We start from the raw sequence: 18,439 nt of genomic DNA, 5'->3' as shown, positions 1-18,439 counted from the left end.
CCGACAGGAGACCCTGCGCCATGAGTACCGCCGAAATCCGCCCCATCGTCGCTGCCGACTTCGAAGTCTGGCTGCCGCTGTGGAAGGGCTACCAGGAGTTCTACCGCGTCAGCATCGACGACGCGGTCACCCGCAACACCTGGGCGCGCTTCCTGGACCCCGCCGAGCCGATGCACGCGGCGCTTGCCTACGACAGCGGCCGCGCCATCGGCATGGTGCACTGGATTTTCCACCGCTCCACCTGGACCGCAGGCGACTACTGTTATCTGCAGGACCTGTACGTGGACCCGGACGTGCGCGGCACGGGTGCGGGCCGCAAGCTGATCGAACACGTCTACGCCCAGGCCGCCGCCAACAACTGCGCGCGCGTGTACTGGCTGACGCACGAGACCAACGCGACCGCGATGCAGCTGTACGACCGCATCGCGGACCGCTCCGGCTTCATTCAGTACCGCAAGGTGATGGCTTGAGCGCTCGCGACCCGAACTGCCCCCTGTGCCAGGAAGACGGCGGCACGCTGCTGTGGCGTGGCCCGCACCTGCGCGTGATCGAAGTGGGCGATGCTGACTATCCCGGCTTCACGCGTGTGATCTGGAACGCCCACCTGGCGGAAATGACCAGCCTGTCCACGCACGGGCGCGATCTGCTGATGCGCGCCGTGTATGCGGTGGAAGAAGCGCAGCAATCGGTGCTGACACCGGACAAGATCAATCTGGCGTCGCTGGGCAACATGGTGCCGCACCTGCACTGGCATGTAATTCCGCGCTGGCGCGGCGACCGCCATTTCCCCGACCCGATCTGGGCAGCGGCCCGCATTGCGGCCGGTTCAGAGCCTGCGGAATGGCACGAACGGCAGGCCCGTACGCAGGCCCTGCTGCCGCGTTACCGCAACCGCGTGATCGAGGCGATGAACGCCTTGCTCATGCACTGAACGCCGGCGCCCGCCGGTAGATAACCCCTCAGGCCACGCGCACGGGCCAGCCCAGTTCGGCCAGCCAATGCGTGTAGGCGTGTTCCACCTGGCCCGCGGTGCGCTCGGCGGAAAACAGGCCTTGGCCGCGGATCAGCTCGCGGCCCGCGTCGCCCATGCGGCGGCGCAGGGCCGGGTCCGCCAACAGGGTTTCCAGCGCCGCCGCCAGCGCGGCGGGATCGCGCGGCGGCACCAGCAGCCCGGTCTCGCCCGCCAGCATGGTTTCCGGCACGCCGCCCACGTCCGTGCCGATGACGGGCACGCCCATCGCCGCGGCTTCGATGAACACCGTGCCCAGGGCCTCCCGGTGGGTCGGCAAGGCAAATACGTCCAAAGCCATCAGCACGTTGCCGATATCGTGCCGGCGTCCGGTGAAGTGCACCCGGTCCATCAGCCCCAACGCCGACACCTTCGCCTGCAACTGGTCGAACAAGGGCATGCCGTCGCCCACCAGGACCAGATGCGCCGACGGGAAGCGGGAGCAAACCAGATGGAATGCGTCGATCAGATCGCCGTGGCCCTTTTCGGCCCGCATCACGGCAACGCAGCCCACCACCAGCGCGTCCGGGGGCAGCCCCAGCTCATCGCGCACGCAAGCGCCTTCGCGTACCTGCGGCAACACGACCGGCGAATGGATCGTCGCGACCGACTCCGGCCGCGCGCCGCCCTCCAGCAATTGCTTGCGCACGTAGCGGCTGACGGCGATCACCCGATGCGCCAGCCAGGTGTAGGCGTAGAGCGAATTGATGGGCTTGGCCAGATGCCGCGTGCGCACGATCAACGGCGTGCCGGCCAGGCGCGCAGCCATGGCGGCCAGCACGGTGTCGCGGCGGCTGTGGGTGTTCACGACGTCGAAACGCTCGCGCCGCAGCAGGCGCCGCATGAACATCACGCCGCGCAGGAAGTTGCCCGCACCGTCCATGACGATTCGGTGCACCGTGAAGCCGGCCTCGCTCAGGCGGTCTCCGAGTTCGGCCCCGGGCTGGCAGACCAGCTCCAGGTGATGGCCGCGCTCGCGCATGGCGATCATCTCTTTGTAGATGCAGAATTCCTGCCCGCCGAACGACGTGGCCGCCTCGGTGTGCAGGATGCGCAGGCGGGCGCCGGTGTTGCCGGCATGCGGTTCAGCGGGTGTGGGCATCATGGGCGGACAAGTCTTCAGCAGCGTTGAGATCGTTCCAGCTGCGGTTCTGCCACAGCAGGAAGGCTTCGAGGTAGGCGACGTCCTCCGGCTCCAGCGGGAGCGCGGATTGCGCCTGGCAGTCGTTCACGCAATCGGACGCCGCCAATTCGCGGCCAGTCCACACGCGGATACCGCCTGTGCGAGCAAAATCGAAGCGCGCCCCCTCGCTTTGCCAGGTCAAAAGGCGCATGCTGGGCGTCAAGCGCTTAACGTGATAGCGACCATGCCCAGGCTGAGCGGCCGGCGGATCCAGCGCCTCGCCCACATCGACCAGACGACTCGTGGCGCCGGGCTTGGCAGGCGTGTAGATCAGCACCGATAGAGAAGGCAGGGTCATGGAGCTAGCAGGTGTCGCCAGGCGGCATCGCTAGCCACAAACTGGTCAAGATGTTCAAGAAAAAAGCCGTTTCAGAAATCGACTGAAATACTTATTACGTGTCGACGCACCGCGGATCGGAATTTAGTCGAAATCTCTATGGAAGTCATCGGTAGGGACCGCAATGCCCACGCCCTCGGTTTTTTCCAATTCCGCTAATTTTTGCAACAATTCATGGAAAATAGCCGACGTTAGACTGCAAAGCCAAATACTGTAATTTTGTTCAGTTAAAATTCAGCTTGAATTTGACATCTTAACAAAACATTACCAAGGAGGCCCAGTGACCCAGCAGGTTCCGGCTCATTCCCGCCGCCCCTCGTTTCTCCAGGCTTTCCTGCAATCTGAAGCGCTGGGCGGCTATGTGCTGATGGTCGCAGCACTAGCAGCCCTGATCATCGCCAACAGCCCGGCCGCTCCCCTCTACTTCGAGGTACTGGGCACCAAACTGGGCTTTCACACGGGGCCCGTTATGCTGCGCGAAACCGTGCTGCACTGGATCAACGACGGCCTGATGGCCGTGTTCTTCCTGCTGGTGGGTCTGGAGATCAAGCGCGAGGTGCTGGATGGCCAATTGCGCGGCGCCGCAAGAATTGTCCTGCCGGGCATCGCCGCGCTGGGCGGCATGCTGGTGCCGGCACTGATCTACGTGCTGGTCAACCTGGGCAACCCCGACACCCTGCGCGGCTGGGCGATCCCCGCCGCCACTGACATCGCCTTCGCATTGGGCATCCTGGCGCTGCTGGGCAGCCGCGTGCCGACCTCGCTGAAAATCTTCCTGACCGCACTGGCGATCCTGGATGACCTGGGCGCCATCGTCATCATCGCGCTGTTCTATACCTCGCAACTGAAAGTCTTCGCGCTCATCATGGCGGGGGCCTTGCTGGCCTGCCTGTTCTGCCTGAACCGTGCAGGTGTACTGCGGTTGACCCCCTACCTGCTGATCGGCGCCGTGCTCTGGTATTTCGTGCTGAAGTCCGGCGTGCATGCCACGCTGGCCGGGGTCGCGCTGGCGCTGACGATCCCGCTGCGACCCCGCAATGCCGGCCAGCCGCAGGCGCATTCGCCGCTGCATGACCTGGAACACGCGCTGCACAAGCCCGTGGCGCTGCTGATCGTGCCGGTGTTCGGCTTTGCCAACGCGGGCGTCTCGTTCGCCGGCATGGGGCTGGACAGCCTGGCGCAGCCCGTGCCGCTGGGCGTGGCGCTAGGCCTGTTCCTGGGCAAACAACTGGGTGTGTTCGGCTTCGCGTGGCTGGCCATCAAGACCGGCGTCGCCAGCCTGCCGCGCCACGCGTCGCTGACGCAGTTGTACGGCGTGGCGCTGCTGTGCGGCATCGGCTTCACGATGAGCCTCTTCATCGGCGCGCTGGCCTTCACCGACGCGGCAACCGTAGACGCCACCAAGATCGGCGTACTGACCGGTTCGCTGGCTTCGGCGGTGGCCGGATTCCTGCTGCTGCGCCTGAGTGGCAAGCCGCCGGAAACCGCCAAGATGAGTCCTCGCTGACCCAGTCGCCGCCGCCGACGATCTGGAATTGAAAGATCGAAGGTGGCGGCGCTGTCGCGTGCCTTGCGCTACGGCTGCTGGCAGGCGTGCGCACCATTCGCGATCGCCTGCGCCACCCGCTTGACGACCTCAGGGCGGGCCAGGCGGCGTTCCTCGTCCGGATTCACGATCACCCCCACCTCTACCAACACCGCGGGCATCGGCGCCGTCTTCAACACCGCCAACCCATCGAAACGGTGCACACCCAGGCGGCGGTCCAACAGCGGCCGGTTTTCGCCGGCGATCGGTTCCGCGTGATACAGCGACGGCTTCTCGCCCGCGGCCACCAACTGCTCGCCGATGGCGCGCGCGCAGTGCAGGCTTTGTTCGTACCTGGGATTGCGTTCCGACACGAACACGGAGAACCCCGCAAACTCGCGCTGGCGCCCCGCATCGATGTACTGCTGCTGCATCGAGTCGTGATGGATCGAGACAAAGAAATCCGCCGTCGGCGCCACGCGTGAACGCTTGCCCAGTTCGACTTCGGCGCCATTGGCCGCCACCTGGGTCACGCGGTGGCCGGCGGCGCGCAGATCGGCCGCCACCAGATTGCTGACATCCAGGTTGTACAGGTACTCCACGCGCCCGCTGGCGCCCGTCGCGCCCGGCCGGTTGGGGGTGTGCCCGGTATCCACCATGATGTGCGCGGCTTGCGCGGGCAATCCCAGCAGAACGCCCGCGCATACCGCCACGCACGCCGCTGCGCCCAGGAAACGATGGATGAAAGCTGATGCCACGCTGATGACCGCCTGCAAGAAGGGAGGGCACCTGGGTAAGGCCCAGCCGCCGGAATGGGCCAGATGTTACCGGCAACCGGCGGCCCGAGTGGCGTTCAGGCGTTGCTCAAGCTGAAGGACTACCATCCAGAGATGCTCCTTGCGGCGGGGCTGCGCCCCCGCGCCTTCCCCGCAAGGCCTGTTGCCGGCCCCGCCACGATGCAGCATGCGCGGGCCTGCCGGCATTTCTGAACCGGAGGTTGCAGCATGAGCCAGTTGAATGGAAAAGTCGCCGTCGTGACCGGCGCCGCCAGCGGTATCGGCAAGGAGATCGCCCTGACGCTTGCACGCGCAGGCGCGACCATTGCGATCGCCGACCTGAATCAGGCCGGCGCCGACGCCGTCGCGCGCGAAATCGAGCAGGCTGGCGGCAAGGCGATGGGCGTGGCGATGGACGTCACCAGCGAAGACGCCGTGAACCAGGGCATCGACAAGGTCGCGGCCGCCTACGGCAGCATCGACGTCCTGATCTCGAACGCCGGCATCCAGATCGTGAACCCCATCGAGAACTACGCCTTTTCGGATTGGAAGAAGATGCAGGCCATCCACGTGGACGGCGCCTTCCTGACGACCAAGGCGGCGCTCAAGCACATGTACCAGGACAATCGCGGCGGCGTGGTCATCTACATGGGATCGGTGCATTCGCACGAAGCCTCGCCGCTGAAGTCCGCCTACGTGGCAGCCAAGCATGCGCTGCTGGGCCTGGCCCGCGTGCTGGCCAAGGAAGGCGCGGCGCACAACGTGCGTTCGCACGTCATCTGCCCGGGCTTCGTGCGCACGCCGCTGGTGGAAAAGCAGATCCCCGAGCAGGCCCGCGAACTGGGCATCAGCGAAGAAGACGTGGTGAAGAAGGTGATGCTGGGCGATACGGTGGACGGCGTCTTCACTACCGTCGAAGACGTGGCGCAGACCGCGTTGTTCCTGTGCGCCTTTCCCAGCGCGGCCTTCACCGGCCAATCTTTCGTGGTCAGCCACGGCTGGTTCATGCAATAGGCGAACGGATGCGCCGAAGTTGATACCCTTATGCCGTTGAGCCGGCGCGCGGCGTTGCGCGCTGGCCGTAATCGGCCTGCCTGCGGGCATAAGGAATCCCATGTCTTTCAGCTCTGACGCCTGGGCGCGCAACGCCGCGCTCTATGAAAAAACGCGCGACATGCCGTTCAACCAGGAACTGGCCAGCGGCCAGCTCGACGAGAACGCATTCAAGCACTACATGATCCAGGACGCGCACTACCTGGTGGCGTTCGGGCGCGCGCTGGCGATCGCGGCCGCCAAGGCGGACGACGCCGACGGCGTCGTGCAATTCGCGGACGCGGCCAAAGGCGCAGTGGTGGCCGAGCGTTCGCTGCACGCGGGCTTCATGAAGCAGTTCGGCATCGATGCGGCCACTTTCGAAGCCACCCCGCTGACGCCCGCCAGCCATCACTACACCAGCTTCCTGATCGCCACCGCCTGGAGCGCGCCCTACCCGGTGGCGCTCGCCGCCTTGCTGCCGTGCTTTTGGATCTATGCCGAGATCGGCCGCGAGATCCATGCCCGCGCGACGCGTCCGAATCCCTACGCGGCGTGGATCGACACCTATGCCGGCGACGATTTCCACGCGCTGGTGCGTTCCGTGATCGCCTCGGTAGACCGCGCCGCGGAAACGGCGTCGGCGCAAACGCGCGAGGCCATGCACCAGGCCTACACGCACGCCGCCCAGCTGGAATGGATGTTCTGGGACTCGGCCCACCGCCAGGCCGGCTGGCCGGTCTGAGTCCGGCACGGGCGGGGGTCTGCCTGCCCCGTCGGGCGTGCCGGCCCGTGCTTAGAACTGATAGCGCGTGCTCAGCAGGAAGCTGCGCGGCGTGCCGTAGTAATTGCCGCCATTGTTGCCCTGCATCGACTCAAAGTAGCGCTTGTCGAACAGGTTGTTCACGTTCAGCTGGATGTCCAGCTGGCGATTGACCCGGTAGCCCGCCACCAGGTCCACCAGCGCGTAAGGCGATTGCTTGATGACGTACCCAGCGCTGCCGGTCAGCGATTGCGTGGTGATCTTGCTTTGCGCTCGCAGCGCGCCGCCGACGCGCCATTTCTCGTAGGCGCCTGGAAAGTGGTACATCGCGGCCAGCTTGAACTGGTGCTGCGGGATATAGCTGGCGTAGGGCTGGCCCGCTGCGCCGTCCACGCCGCCGCTGGACACCTTGGCGCGCGTGTAGGAATAGCCGATGCCCACATTCAGGCGCGGCAGCAGCTCACCGTTGATGTCGATCTCCACGCCCTCGCTTTTCACCTCGCCCACGGCACGGTAGCAGTTGGTGGCGACAAAGCAGGACGCGATATCCGTGACGGCCTGCGGCAGGTTCGTCTGCGTGGTCGAGAACAGCGCGATGGCGGCGTTGACGCGCTCGTCCAGGTAACTGCCCTTCAGGCCGATCTCGTAGTTGGTGCCCTCCACCGGCTTGATCACGGTGCCGGACGTGTCCAGGTAGTACTGCGGCTTGAAGATGCTGGAGTAGCTGGCGTAGACCGAATGGTTGTCGTTCAGGTCGTAGATGAGTGCGGCGTACGGCGTGAAGTGGGCGTCCTCGCCGAACTTGCGGTGGCTGCTCCAGCTGCCTTGGGTCTGCTTGTTGTCGAAGTCGAACCAGTCCATGCGCGCGCCCAGGATCATGCTCAGGGGATCGGCCAGGCTGAAGCGCCCCGTGGCGTAGCCCGAGGTCAGCTCGGAGCGCTGGTCTCGGCGCCACATGGTGTCACGCACAAAGTCCTGGCGGCGCAGCGAATCCGGATTCCACGTGTAGGGATTCACGCCGGACACCATCAGGTAGCCGCCCGGCTCGTCCAGATAGCTGTAGCCGTTGTCCAGCCACTTGTCGTTGCGATAGCTCGCGCCCACCGCGATCTCGTGCTCGCGGCCGAACAGCATGATGGGGCCTTGCGCGGACACGTCGAAGCTGCGCTGCTTCTTGTCGTAGTCGTAGCGCCCACCCATCACGTCGTACACGATGCCGCCTTGCGCGTCGTAGTCGCCCGAGACGAAGTACGCTCCATCCAGCGACGATTTCCCATTGACCCCGCGGGCCGCGGCGCGCGCGATCCAGCCGTTGTCGAAGGTGTGCTTCAGTTCGGCGAACAGGCTGTACTCGCTCTTGTCCCAATAGCTCCATGACGGCGAGAACCGACGCGAACGCCGGATGTCCAGCGGCGAGCCATCCGGCGCGGTGGGCACGCCCATCCATTCGGAACCGGGGTTGTCTTCGCGGTTGGAATGCCCGCCCAGCGTCAGCGTGGTGTTGTCGGTGATGTCGATGTCCACCACCCCGTAATACAGCTGCTTGCGGCTGCTGTAGCCGTCGGTGAAGTAGTCCCGCGATTGCTGCGACGTCACGAAGCGGCCGCGCACGGAACCGCTGTCGTTCAGCGGGCCGCTGGCGTCGAATTCGCCCGAGAAATTGTTCCAGGAGCCCGCACGCGCGGTGGCGATGAATTGGGCGGCATCGGTCGGCTGCTTGCGCACGAAGTTGATGGTGCCGGAGGGGTCGCCCATGCCGGTCATGAGACCCGTGGGGCCGCGCACGACTTCCACGTGGTCGTACATGGCCGTGGTGCTGTAGGTGGACGTGTCCGTCTCGTACGACACGGGCAGGCCGTCCATCAGAAAGGTGTTGATGGTGAAGCCGCGCGAGAAATAGCGCGAGCGATCGTTGCTCCAGTGGTTCACCGTGACGCCGGTGGTGCTATTGGCCACGTCATCGATCGTCTGCATGGCAAAGTCGTCCAGCTTCTGCCGGGTGACCACGCTGACCGACTGGGGCGTTTCCTGGATGGTCAGCGGCAGCTTGGTCGCCGTGTTCATGGCGCCGGTGGTGTAGGAGCCCGTGTCTTCGGTGATCGAGTTGCCTTTGCCCACGACCGTGATGGTGTTCAACATGACGCTGGACGTGTCGCCCTCCGCCTGGCGCGACACGGACACGCTGCTGCCAGACCGTTCGAACACCAATCCCGTGCCCGCCAGCAAGGCCCGCAACGCCTGGTCCGGCGTCAGGGTGCCCGACACCGCGGGCGCCTTCAGGCCCCGCACGGTGTCGGGCGCGTAGGCCAATTCCAGCGCGGCCTGCGTCGCCAGTTGCGTCAACGCGCCTTCCAGCGATTGCGCGGGGATGTTCAAGGACAGCGACGCCTCCTGCGCCTGGGCGGCAGGCTGCGGGATGGCCAGCGCCAGCAGCACGGACACGGCCAGCACAGTCAACCCGCGCGTCGGCACAGCCAGGCGCGCAGCGGCGCGGGTAGAGGGTCCAGAAGGGATACGGTTCACGGGACTAGCATTCCTGGAGGGGTCTTGATACAGGGCTCGCCAGTCAGCCGGATGCGGAAGATTCTGGCGGCGCAGCGGCATCGGATCGATGCCCTTGGGAGACAAGACGCCTGTCGCGGTGAAATCCCTGATGGAAAACTGCTGCTGAATAGTAACTATTCGTAATTTCATTCGCCGTGCACGGTGGCGGCGGGCCGTCGGCCTTGCTTGGCTAACGGCGGACGATCAGGGACGAGCCATCCGGGCCGGCTTGCACGCGCACCGGCGCAATCGCGGGCAACAAGTCCAGGAACGCCCGGGGGTTGTCGACGCTGAATACGCCCGACACCCGCATTGCGGCCACGTCCGCGCCGGACACGCGGATCGGCGCGTGGCCATAACGGTTCATCTCGGCCACAGCGTCGGCCAGCGGGACATCGCGGAACACCGCGCGGCCGGCGTGCCAGGCCAGCAGGTTTGGCACGTCCCATGTTTCGGAGGGCGACAGGCGCCCCTCCTCGACCGTGCGGGTGCCCTGCCCCGCGCTCAACAGCACCTGGCTGCGGTTCCACCAATGCCCGGCCTCGACCGCCACCGTGCCGGCCTCGACGGCCACGCGTACGGCGTCGCCGTCGCGCCGCACGTTGAATCGCGTGCCGGTCACGCGGACGGTCGCGCCGCCCGCTTCCACGTAGAACGGCCGGCTGGCGTCCGGTGTCACCGAAAACGTGGCCTCTCCGGCAGCAAGCGCCACCACGCGGCGGTCGTCATACAGCGCCACCGACAATTGCGTGGCCGTGTTCAGGTCGACGACCGACGCATCAGGCAACGTCACGTGCTGGCGTTGCCCCGGCTGCGTGGCGTACTGCGCCGAGTAACCGGGATCCCCCGCGATCCATCGTGGCAACACCACGGCTGCCACCACAGCGGCGGTACAGGCCACCGCCACGCCCGCCATGACACGGCGGCGCGACGATACGGCACCGGGTCGGCGGGCGGCGGCGGGCGCCTCTTGCAGCAGCGCGCGCAACCGGTCTTCGCCCAACTGGCTGCTGGCGTTCCAGATGCCGCGCGCGCGCCGGTACTCCAGGTCGTGCGCGGGGTCGGCCCGCAGCCACGCGTCGAACTGCTGGCGTTCGGCCTGGCTCATCTGTTCCGAATGCACGCGGGCGAACCAAAAGGCCGCCGCGTCGCGGGGATCAGTCAGGGTGTCTGGGTCGATGGGGTCTGTCATTGCGCGGCGGATCAATCCGGGCAGAAGTGTTTCAGCTGTTCGCGGATTTCTCGCGTGGCGTCCATGATATAGCGCTCGACCGTGTTCAGCGCCAAGCCCATCCGGGCAGCGACTTCGGGCTGCGTATAGCCCTCAAGGCGGCACCAGACATAGGCTTGCCGCTTCTTCAACGGCAGGTTGGCCAGGGCGCATTCCAGTGCATCGGCCAATTGGCGCGCACGCGCGTCGGACTCCGGATCATGCCACTGCGCAGGGTCATCCGCCGCCCACGCCTCCAGCGACACCTCGTCATGCCGCGTCTGCCGCCGGATCTCGCTGATCAGCCGGTTCTGCGCGGCGCGGAACAGATAGGACTTGCCATTCAATACGCCGCTGTTTGCCCCGCTCAACAAACCGGCCATCACGTCCTGGGCCGCGTCCTCGGCGTCGCAGGGCCTGGAATTGCGCTTGGCCCACGCGCCCACCAACTCGCCGTAATGGGCGAGCCAGGCTTTCAGGCTGCTGGGGGGACGGGACATGAGGGCGACTGCGGCAAAGGCACGAAGGCGGCAATATTAACAATGATTCTCAATTAATAAACAATATCCCGCGCTTGCCGGCACGCCGGCACGCGGCGCCTTGCCTATGCCAAAATCGCGCCCATGCCGATCGATAACCGCCTCGTTCCCCACGCCCTCGCCGCCCAGACGGCGCAACTTCCCGACGCCTGGGCCGCCGCCTTCGGTAACCGTGCCGTCGCCGACGCGCTGGCCGCGGTCGCCGCCCACGTCGAAAAGCGCCTTGCCGAAGGCGCGGTGGTCTATCCCGCCACGCCGTTCCGGGCCCTGCATGGGCTCGCGCCATCGGACGTGCGCGTGGTGATCCTGGGGCAAGACCCGTATCACGGCGCGGGCCAGGCCCAGGGCCTGGCGTTTTCGGTGCCCGACGATTGCAAGCGTCCGCCCAGCCTGCGCAACATCTTCAATGAGATCGCACACGAGTTCCCGGGCACGCCCGTCCCGGCAGGCAACGACCTGAGCCCGTGGGCGGACCAGGGCGTGCTGCTGCTGAATACCGCACTGACGGTGGAAGACGGCCAGCCCGCCTCCCACGCCAAGCGCGGCTGGGAAACCGTGACCGACGCCCTGATTTCGCTGGTCGCCCGCGACCCATCGCCCAAGGCCTTCCTGCTGTGGGGCGCCCATGCCCAGGCCAAGCGGATGTTGCTGCCCGACAACAGCGGCCACCTCGTCCTGATGTCCAATCATCCCTCCCCGCTTTCCGCCCGGCGTCCCCCGGTGCCTTTTCTGGGCTGCGGCCACTTCCGGGCGACCAACGACTGGCTCGTCGACCAAGGGAAAAACCCTATTGATTGGGGACTGGACAAAAAAATAATTCCCTTGCAAGGCGAATTCGGGTTATGATCGCCGCACTGCACAAAACGAGTTCGGCATTTACCGCCTTGATTTAGCGGAATTTTTTGCAGTCTGCCGGGCAGCCTACGCCCCGGCCCCATGCCGAACTATCATCGATTCCTGACCTCCTTTCCTTTCGCCCTGCGTTCCACTCTGTATACGAGAACGCGCCACGCGCACGGTTGATTCGGTCGGCACGATGCTCCATCAACCGTCGCCTGGATCCGGCCGCCTAATCCCCTGGCCCGACCAAGCACTGCGTCGCATTGATTGCGGCAAGGGAAAGTAATGTCTTTCGAAAACCTGGGTCTTGCACCCGCTCTGTTGTCGGCCGTTCAAGAAGCTGGCTTCAGCACCCCCACCTCCGTCCAAGCCGCTGCCATTCCGCAAGCGCTGGCCGGTCACGACCTGATGGTGTCCTCGCAGACGGGCAGCGGCAAGACCGCCGCCTTCATGCTGCCGGCCCTGCACCGTATTGCCCAGATGCCCGCCAACAAGGGCGTCGGCGTGCAAGTGCTGGTGCTGACCCCGACCCGCGAACTGGCTCTGCAAGTCACCGAAGCGACCGAAACGTATGGCCGCAAGCTGGCTGACCTGCGCACCGCTACCGTCGTGGGCGGCATGCCTTACGGCGCGCAACTCAAGGCGCTGTCGCGCCGCGTTGACGTGCTGGTCGCCACCCCCGGCCGCCTGATCGACCACCTGCAATCGGGCCGCGTCAAGCTGAACACCGTGCACACGCTGGTGCTCGACGAAGCCGACCGCATGCTGGACATGGGCTTCATCGAAGATATCGAAACCATCGTCAGCCGCCTGCCGGAAGATCGCCAAACGCTGCTGTTCTCGGCCACGCTGGACGGCACGATCGCCAAGCTGGCTGCCAAAATGATGCGCGACCCGCAGCGTATCGAAATGGCCGGCGCCAAGGAAAAGCACACCAACATCACGCAAAGCCTGCTGTACGCGGACGATGCCAGCCACAAGATGCAGCTGCTGGATCACGTGCTGCGTGACGCCAAGCTGGACCAAGCCATTGTCTTCACGTCGACCAAGCGCGGCGCCGATGACCTGGCCGACCGCCTGGCCGACCAAGGCTTTGCCGCCGCTGCCCTGCACGGCGACATGAACCAGCGCCAACGCACCCGTACGCTGTCGCAACTGCAACGCGGCCAGCTGCGTATCCTGGTTGCCACCGACGTGGCTGCCCGCGGCATCGACGTGCAAGGCATCAGCCACGCCGTCAACTTCGACCTGCCGATGCAAGCCGAAGACTACGTGCACCGTATCGGCCGTACCGGCCGCGCCGGCCGCAGCGGCCTGGCGTTCACGCTGGCCACGCACTCCGAACGCCACAAGGTTCGCCGTATCGAGCACTACATCGGCCAATCGATCACGCCTGAAGTGATCGCCGGCCTGGAACCCAAGCGCACGCCGCGCCCGTCGGCTGGCGGCAGCGGCGCCCCGCGTGGCGGCAAGCCGTTCGGCAAGCGTCCCGGCGGCTTCGGTGGTTCGCGTCATGAAGGCGGCTACCAAGGCAACCGTGAAAACCGTTCGTTCGGCGGCCCGCGTGACGGCGCCCCGCGTGGCGAGTTCAAGCCGCGTGAAGGCGGTTACCAAGGCAATCGCGACGGTGCGCCGCGCGAAGGCGGCTACCAAGGCAATCGTCCTTTCGGCGACCGCCCGGCCCGTTCGTTCAGCGACCGCCCCAGCTTCGGTGATCGTCCCCAGCGCGAAGGCGGCTACCAGGGCAATCGTCCCTTTGGCGACCGTCCCCAGCGTGAAGGCGGCTTCCGTGGCGGCGACCGCGATGCGCGTCCCAGCTTCGGCGGCGACCGTCCCAGCTTCGGTGATCGTCCCCAGCGCGATGCCCGCCCGTTCAGCGAGCGTGCTCCCCGTGAAGGCGGTTTCCGCGGCGGTGACCGTGACGCCCGTCCGAGCTTCAGCGATCGTCCCAGCTTCGGCGACCGTCCCCAGCGCGAAGGCGGCTTCCGCGGCGGCGACCGTCCGGAAGGCGGTTTTCGTGGCGCCAAGCCCTCGTTCGACAAGCGCCCCGGCGGCCCCGCCAAGCGCTTCGCCAAGCCGGCTGACCGCCGCGGCTAATTCGCCCGCTTGACCCCAAACAAACCCCGCGCCTGTCGCGGGGTTTGTCTTTTCAGGCCGGCAAACGCGCGCAGCAGGGCCGTTCTTTTTTTGGGAAAATGCCGCAATGACCACGCCTTCTTCGACCATGCAACGCCCCGCTCCCGCCAATCTTCCCCCGCTGTCCGCCGCCGCCCAGGAACATAGCGACGCCGCTGCCGCGCACCTGCGCGCCGCGATCACGGCCAACGGCGGCTGGCTGCCGTTCGACCACTGGATGGCGGAAGCGCTGTATGCGCCCGGCCTGGGCTATTACGCCGCCGGCAACGTGAAGCTGGCCGACGGCGACGACGACGCCAAGACGCCCGCGGGCGACTTCGTTACCGCGCCGCAACTGACGCCATTGTTCGCCCGCACGATGGCCCGGCAGGCGGCCCAGGTGCTGCGTCAGACGCAGACGCAGGCCGTGCTGGAATTCGGCGCGGGCACCGGCGCGCTGGCCGAAGGCGTGCTGCGCGAGCTGGATGCGATGGGGCTGGACCAGACCCGGTACCTGATCCTGGAAGTGTCCGCAGACCTGCGCGCCCGCCAGGCGGCGCGCCTGGCGCCGTTCGGCGATCGCGTGCAATGGCTGGATGCGCTGCCCAATGCGTTCGCGGGCTGCGTGCTGGCCAACGAAGTGCTGGATGCAATGCCCGTATCGCTGTTCACCTGGGACGCTGCCGGCGCCGTGCAGGAACGCGGCGTGGCGCTGGATGCCGGCGGGGGCTTCATCTGGGAAGACCGCCCCGCCCCGGTCGCGCTGGCCTCGGCGGTTGCCGCACGCATGCCGGCGCTGCCGGGCTACGTGTCGGAGATCAATCTGCAAGGCGAGGCGTGGATCGCCGCGATGGGCAGCTGGCTGGAGCGCGGCGCGGCGCTGCTGGTGGACTATGGTTTCCCCCGCAGCGAGTACTATCATCCGCAGCGCGCGGGCGGCACGCTCATGTGCCATCTGCGTCACCATGCGCATGGCGACCCTTTCACTGCGCCGGGTTTGCAGGACATCACCGCGCACGTGGATTTCACCGCCATGGCCGACGCGGCGCTGGAATCCGGCTTGCAAGTGCTGGGCTACACGTCGCAGGCCCGCTTCCTCATGAACGCCGGCCTGATGGACTTGCTGGCCCAGCTGGACCCGTCAGACGCGCAGCAATACGCGCAAGCTGTGGCGCCGGTTCAGAAGCTGCTGTCGGAAGCCGAGATGGGCGAACTCTTCAAGGTGCTGGCCGTGGGCCGAGGCGTGACCGAGCCGCTGGCCGGGTTCGCGCGCGGCGACCGGCTGGGCAAGCTGTAGCGGCGGGAGGGCCGGGCGGCCTCAGCCCGCTTGCAGCTGTTCCAAACGCTCAAGGCGCGCCTGGCGCACGCTGTCCTTGATGCGGGCCGGGTCGCCGGCACAGGCGCGGGCAATCGCCCCCGCGTCCACGCCGCGCACGGCGTCCGCACGCGACTGCCAGGCGGCCATGTCCACGGGTTGCAAGACTGAAGCCGTCTTCAAGAGATCGAAGAAACGTTCGGGTTTGCGCAGCGCGTCGGCGCGCTCCATCAGCGCCAGTTGCGCATCCGCACCGCCCCCTTCGGCGGCGTCCAGGCCCGCCAAAACCTCGGGCAGCAGGCGGGCGTAATCATTGCATTCGGTGGGCACGCGCATGCGCCGGCCCAACGCCTCGCGGTCGGGTGTCAGCCGGCACAGCAAGGCATAGCGCCCCGCGAGCGATAACGCCTGCGCCGCTGCGCGGTCCACGTCAGCGCCTACTTCATTCACGCCTTGCAGTTCAGGCATCACGCGGGCGAGCGCGCCGGAATCCTGCAGCACGCCGAGCATGCGCGACGGTTTCTTCGCCATCAGGCCGCGCGACAATTCCTTCCAGACGCGCTCGGCCACCAGGGCGTCGGCCTCGCCGGCGTCCACCATGCACCGGCACAGGGCCAGCGTTTCGGGGGCCACGGTGAAGTCGGGAAAGCGCGCCGCGAAGCGGCCCAGCCGCAAGATGCGCACCGGGTCTTCTTCGAATGCTTCGCCCACGTGGCGAAAGACGCGCGCGCGCACGTCGGCCTCGCCGCCCAGGGGATCGACCCGTTCGCCGTCCAGCGTCTGGGCGATGGCGTTGACGGTCAGGTCGCGGCGGCGCAGGTCTTCTTCCAGCGTCACGTCGGCGCCGGTGTAGAACGTAAACCCCTTGTAGCCGCGGCCGGACTTGCGTTCGGTGCGCGCCAGCGCGTATTCCTCTTTGGTGCGCGGGTGCAGGAACACCGGAAAATCGCCGCCGACCGGGATGAATCCACGGCGGACCATGTCTTCGGGCGTGGCGCCCACCACGACCCAGTCGTGGTCGCCCGGTGGCAGGTCGAGCAGCGCGTCGCGCACCGCCCCGCCCACGATATAGACCTGCAAGCCGTCGATGGCCGGATCCCGCGTCATGGAATCGACGTGCTCTCGGCGCCGATCGGCACGATATTGCCCAGCCGTTCCTTCAGGGACTGCGACTGCCCGCTGAACATCGCCGCGTAATAGACCGCGTTGGACATCACGTTCTTCACGTAGGTACGCGTCTCATTGAACGGAATGGTCTCGGCGAAGATCGCGCCTTCGACCGGATGCGTGAACGTCGAGCGCCAGTTGTGCGGCCGCCGCGGACCGGCGTTGTAGCCAGCGCTGGCCAGCATCTGCGACCCGTTCAGGTCGCGCAGCACCATGTTCAGGTAATTGGTGCCCAGCACAGTGTTGGTGTCGAAGTCGTTGACGCTGGCCGGGGTGAAATCGGTCATGCCGATCTTGCCCGCAACCCATTTGGCGGTGGCCGGCATCAGCTGCATCAGGCCCGAGGCGCCCACATGCGAGCGCGCGTCCATGATGAAACGCGATTCCTGGCGGATCAGGCCGTAGACCCAGGCAGGATCCAGCGCGATGGCGTTGGCCTTGGCGGTGACGCGGCCTTCGAACGGCGCGATGAAGCGCTGGCTGAAGTCGAATTCCTTTTCCGTGCGGTCGGACGTGTTGACGACGCGGTCGTAGATGTTTTCGGCGCGAGCCAGCTCGGCGGCCGCGATCAACTGGCGGTCGCTCATGCCGCGCAACGTGAAGTTCCATTCGGGCACGGCTTCGCCGCGCCAGCCCAGGCGGAACAGCTGCACGGCACGCTGCAGGCCGGGATTGGCGCGAGCCTCGGCGATTTCGCGGTCGCTGACGGGTGCGGGGCGAGGCGGCACATTGATGCGGCGGCCCAGTTCCTCGGCGGACAACTGACCGTAGAAATCGAAGCGGTCGGCGATGCTGGCGTACAGGGCGTTGGCCTGGTCCTTGCGGCCGGTCGCGGCCAGGCCGCGTGCCTTCCAGTACACCCAGGAGGGGTCATCGCGTTGCGACGGGGGCATCTCGTCGATGGATTCGATGACCCACTTCCAGTCGATCTTCGGTTGGCGCAGCGCGGCGCGCACCTTCCAGCCGGCGTTGTAGTCCGTCATGCGGATATGGCCGGCTTCGTGATACCAGTCGTCGGCGCGGCTATCCAGCCTCAGGGCGGCCATCAGCGCGTACTGCCCGCGCACCCAGGCCAGATTCGGCTTGGACATGGACTTGGCCCATTCGCGGCGCAGATAGGAATCGGCCACGCTGACGTCCGAACGCGCCAGGCGTGCCAGCGCGATAGTCACCAGCTCTTTTTCGTTGCGACCCACTGGCATGCGGTCTTGCCGGGTCAGCCACTTCATCGGATCCTTCATCAGAAGGTCGTAGGTCTTGATATCGCGCGCCTCGAACATGTATTGCACGAGCTTGCGCGCGTCGGCGGTCTTGTCGGCCTCGATGGCGTCGCGCAGCTGCGGCTCCAGCTGTTCCCAGCCCAGGATGCTGTCGGCCACCAGCTGGTCATACAGCGCCCAGCAGGCGCCGCCCGGCGCGAACACCGCCGTGGCTTGCGCCGCCGTGGCGCGCTGGCCGGTCATGTGCTTGGCGTCCAGGATGGCGCATTCAATCTGCGCGTTGCTGTTCTTCACGGGCGCCAGTTTGCGCACGGTTTCGAAATCGCCGCTGCGTGCGGCCGCCAACAGCCAATCGCCGCGCAGGCGGTCGGCCAGGTAAGCGTCGCCGTTGCTGCTGATGAAGCGCTGCAGATCGGCCGTGGGCCGGCCGGTGGCGGGCGGGGTCCAGAGCTGATAGCGCAGCAACCAGTATTCGGGGTACATGCCCAGCGTGTCGGACTTGGCCTGCGGCACCAGCGCGCCCAGCACGGACCACTGCTTGCGGTTCATGGCTTCGCGCGCGGCCACGACGGCGGCGAGAGCGGGCGTGTCGGCGGTGGGCGGCAGGCCGGCCAGCACGGCGGGCGGCACCGAGATGATGGGTTGCGTGGCCTGGACGGCCGGTTGCGGCTGGGGATTGACGGCGGCGCTGCGCTGTTGCGCGTCAACCGGCGCACAGGCGGCGGTGAACAGGGCCAGCAGCGGCAGCCAGCGGCGCAGCCCCGCACGGGGGTCCGAAGCGATGGCGCCGCCCGGGGATTTCCGGCCGGTTTTCTGATACCGTCGAACTTGCAGAATCTGTGTCATGCCGCGTCCCTCATTTGC

The 18,439-nt window shown here is 66.6% G+C and carries 16 protein-coding genes; 8 read left to right on the top strand and 8 right to left on the bottom strand.

Annotation, left to right across the window (positions count from 1 at the left end):
• The first annotated feature begins 20 nt into the window (after nt 1-20).
• Nucleotides 21-470 (top strand): GNAT family N-acetyltransferase, encoded by a 450-nt coding sequence (locus AC3WMU_RS12380; RefSeq protein ID WP_006224781.1) that lies wholly within the window; start codon nt 21-23, stop codon nt 468-470.
• On the top strand, nt 467-931 hold the full coding sequence (locus AC3WMU_RS12375) for an HIT family protein (protein ID WP_006224782.1): 465 nt from the start codon (nt 467-469) through the stop codon (nt 929-931). The genes AC3WMU_RS12380 and AC3WMU_RS12375 overlap by 4 nt, the downstream gene beginning before the upstream one ends.
• Before the next feature lie 28 nt (nt 932-959).
• Here the strand turns inward: AC3WMU_RS12375 and AC3WMU_RS12370 are convergent, their stop codons facing one another.
• Nucleotides 960-2,114 carry a glycosyltransferase gene (locus AC3WMU_RS12370; protein ID WP_492282415.1) on the bottom strand — a complete coding sequence of 385 codons (1,155 nt, stop codon included), beginning with the start codon at nt 2,112-2,114 and terminating at the stop codon, nt 960-962.
• On the bottom strand, nt 2,095-2,490 hold the full coding sequence (locus AC3WMU_RS12365) for a hydrogenase (protein WP_492282414.1): 396 nt from the start codon (nt 2,488-2,490) through the stop codon (nt 2,095-2,097). The genes AC3WMU_RS12370 and AC3WMU_RS12365 overlap by 20 nt, the downstream gene beginning before the upstream one ends.
• A gap of 319 nt (nt 2,491-2,809) precedes the next feature.
• Between AC3WMU_RS12365 and nhaA the strand changes: the two genes are divergently transcribed.
• Complete coding sequence (nhaA, locus tag AC3WMU_RS12360; RefSeq protein WP_492282413.1) at nt 2,810-4,036, top strand: Na+/H+ antiporter NhaA; 1,227 nt, start codon at nt 2,810-2,812, stop codon at nt 4,034-4,036.
• Nucleotides 4,037-4,104: 68 nt separating this feature from the next.
• Here nhaA and AC3WMU_RS12355 read toward each other — a convergent pair whose 3' ends face one another.
• The gene (locus tag AC3WMU_RS12355) at nt 4,105-4,785 is read right to left on the bottom strand and encodes an N-acetylmuramoyl-L-alanine amidase family protein (RefSeq protein WP_492282808.1); all 681 of its coding nucleotides are present in this window, start codon (nt 4,783-4,785) and stop codon (nt 4,105-4,107) included.
• Nucleotides 4,786-5,058: 273 nt separating this feature from the next.
• On the opposite strand from AC3WMU_RS12355, the gene AC3WMU_RS12350 reads away from it, so the two are divergent.
• Nucleotides 5,059-5,844 carry a 3-hydroxybutyrate dehydrogenase gene (locus AC3WMU_RS12350; protein ID WP_492282412.1) on the top strand — a complete coding sequence of 262 codons (786 nt, stop codon included), beginning with the start codon at nt 5,059-5,061 and terminating at the stop codon, nt 5,842-5,844.
• Nucleotides 5,845-5,944: 100 nt separating this feature from the next.
• Nucleotides 5,945-6,607 carry a thiaminase II gene (gene tenA, locus AC3WMU_RS12345; RefSeq protein WP_006224788.1) on the top strand — a complete coding sequence of 221 codons (663 nt, stop codon included), beginning with the start codon at nt 5,945-5,947 and terminating at the stop codon, nt 6,605-6,607.
• 51 nt (nt 6,608-6,658) lie between these two features.
• Here the strand turns inward: tenA and AC3WMU_RS12340 are convergent, their stop codons facing one another.
• The 3 genes from AC3WMU_RS12340 to AC3WMU_RS12330 form a co-directional block, all read right to left on the bottom strand.
• Complete coding sequence (locus AC3WMU_RS12340) at nt 6,659-9,148, bottom strand: TonB-dependent siderophore receptor (protein ID WP_492282411.1); 2,490 nt, start codon at nt 9,146-9,148, stop codon at nt 6,659-6,661.
• 211 nt (nt 9,149-9,359) lie between these two features.
• The gene (locus tag AC3WMU_RS12335) at nt 9,360-10,361 is read right to left on the bottom strand and encodes a FecR family protein (protein ID WP_035213084.1); all 1,002 of its coding nucleotides are present in this window, start codon (nt 10,359-10,361) and stop codon (nt 9,360-9,362) included.
• An 11-nt stretch (nt 10,362-10,372) separates the two neighbouring features.
• Nucleotides 10,373-10,879 carry an RNA polymerase sigma factor gene (locus AC3WMU_RS12330; protein ID WP_006224791.1) on the bottom strand — a complete coding sequence of 169 codons (507 nt, stop codon included), beginning with the start codon at nt 10,877-10,879 and terminating at the stop codon, nt 10,373-10,375.
• Nucleotides 10,880-11,002: 123 nt separating this feature from the next.
• On the opposite strand from AC3WMU_RS12330, the gene AC3WMU_RS12325 reads away from it, so the two are divergent.
• The 3 genes from AC3WMU_RS12325 to AC3WMU_RS12315 all read left to right on the top strand — a co-directional run bounded on the left by AC3WMU_RS12325 (nt 11,003) and on the right by AC3WMU_RS12315 (nt 15,170).
• Entirely contained in the window at nt 11,003-11,764 is a 762-nt protein-coding gene (locus AC3WMU_RS12325; protein ID WP_492282410.1) for a uracil-DNA glycosylase, read from the top strand.
• A 279-nt stretch (nt 11,765-12,043) separates the two neighbouring features.
• Entirely contained in the window at nt 12,044-13,855 is a 1,812-nt protein-coding gene (locus AC3WMU_RS12320) for a DEAD/DEAH box helicase (protein ID WP_006224793.1), read from the top strand.
• A gap of 106 nt (nt 13,856-13,961) precedes the next feature.
• Nucleotides 13,962-15,170, top strand: a complete 1,209-nt coding sequence (locus AC3WMU_RS12315; protein ID WP_006224794.1) for a class I SAM-dependent methyltransferase — start codon at nt 13,962-13,964, stop codon at nt 15,168-15,170.
• A gap of 21 nt (nt 15,171-15,191) precedes the next feature.
• On the opposite strand, the gene AC3WMU_RS12310 is transcribed toward AC3WMU_RS12315, so the two are convergent.
• Nucleotides 15,192-16,295, bottom strand: a complete 1,104-nt coding sequence (locus tag AC3WMU_RS12310; protein ID WP_006224795.1) for a tRNA nucleotidyltransferase/poly(A) polymerase-related protein — start codon at nt 16,293-16,295, stop codon at nt 15,192-15,194.
• Nucleotides 16,292-18,421 (bottom strand): lytic transglycosylase domain-containing protein, encoded by a 2,130-nt coding sequence (locus tag AC3WMU_RS12305; protein ID WP_006224796.1) that lies wholly within the window; start codon nt 18,419-18,421, stop codon nt 16,292-16,294. The genes AC3WMU_RS12310 and AC3WMU_RS12305 overlap by 4 nt, the downstream gene beginning before the upstream one ends.
• Nucleotides 18,422-18,439 lie beyond the last annotated feature (18 nt).

Source organism: Achromobacter sp. FW305-C-13, from assembly GCF_058783475.1.
This window is presented reverse-complemented; position numbering and strand designations above follow the sequence as displayed.

What these genes read in the sequence shown, in the direction of transcription:
- AC3WMU_RS12370 (WP_492282415.1), bottom strand. Translation starts at nt 2,114, where the DNA reads ATGATGCCCACACCCGCTGAACCGCATGCCGGCAACACCGGCGCCCGC.
- AC3WMU_RS12380 (WP_006224781.1), top strand. Translation starts at nt 21, where the DNA reads ATGAGTACCGCCGAAATCCGCCCCATCGTCGCTGCCGACTTCGAAGTC.
- AC3WMU_RS12325 (WP_492282410.1), top strand. Translation starts at nt 11,003, where the DNA reads ATGCCGATCGATAACCGCCTCGTTCCCCACGCCCTCGCCGCCCAGACG.
- AC3WMU_RS12320 (WP_006224793.1), top strand. Translation starts at nt 12,044, where the DNA reads ATGTCTTTCGAAAACCTGGGTCTTGCACCCGCTCTGTTGTCGGCCGTT.
- AC3WMU_RS12335 (WP_035213084.1), bottom strand. Translation starts at nt 10,361, where the DNA reads ATGACAGACCCCATCGACCCAGACACCCTGACTGATCCCCGCGACGCG.
- AC3WMU_RS12330 (WP_006224791.1), bottom strand. Translation starts at nt 10,879, where the DNA reads ATGTCCCGTCCCCCCAGCAGCCTGAAAGCCTGGCTCGCCCATTACGGC.
- AC3WMU_RS12365 (WP_492282414.1), bottom strand. Translation starts at nt 2,490, where the DNA reads ATGACCCTGCCTTCTCTATCGGTGCTGATCTACACGCCTGCCAAGCCC.
- AC3WMU_RS12305 (WP_006224796.1), bottom strand. Translation starts at nt 18,421, where the DNA reads ATGACACAGATTCTGCAAGTTCGACGGTATCAGAAAACCGGCCGGAAA.
- AC3WMU_RS12350 (WP_492282412.1), top strand. Translation starts at nt 5,059, where the DNA reads ATGAGCCAGTTGAATGGAAAAGTCGCCGTCGTGACCGGCGCCGCCAGC.
- tenA (WP_006224788.1), top strand. Translation starts at nt 5,945, where the DNA reads ATGTCTTTCAGCTCTGACGCCTGGGCGCGCAACGCCGCGCTCTATGAA.
- AC3WMU_RS12310 (WP_006224795.1), bottom strand. Translation starts at nt 16,295, where the DNA reads ATGACGCGGGATCCGGCCATCGACGGCTTGCAGGTCTATATCGTGGGC.
- AC3WMU_RS12315 (WP_006224794.1), top strand. Translation starts at nt 13,962, where the DNA reads ATGACCACGCCTTCTTCGACCATGCAACGCCCCGCTCCCGCCAATCTT.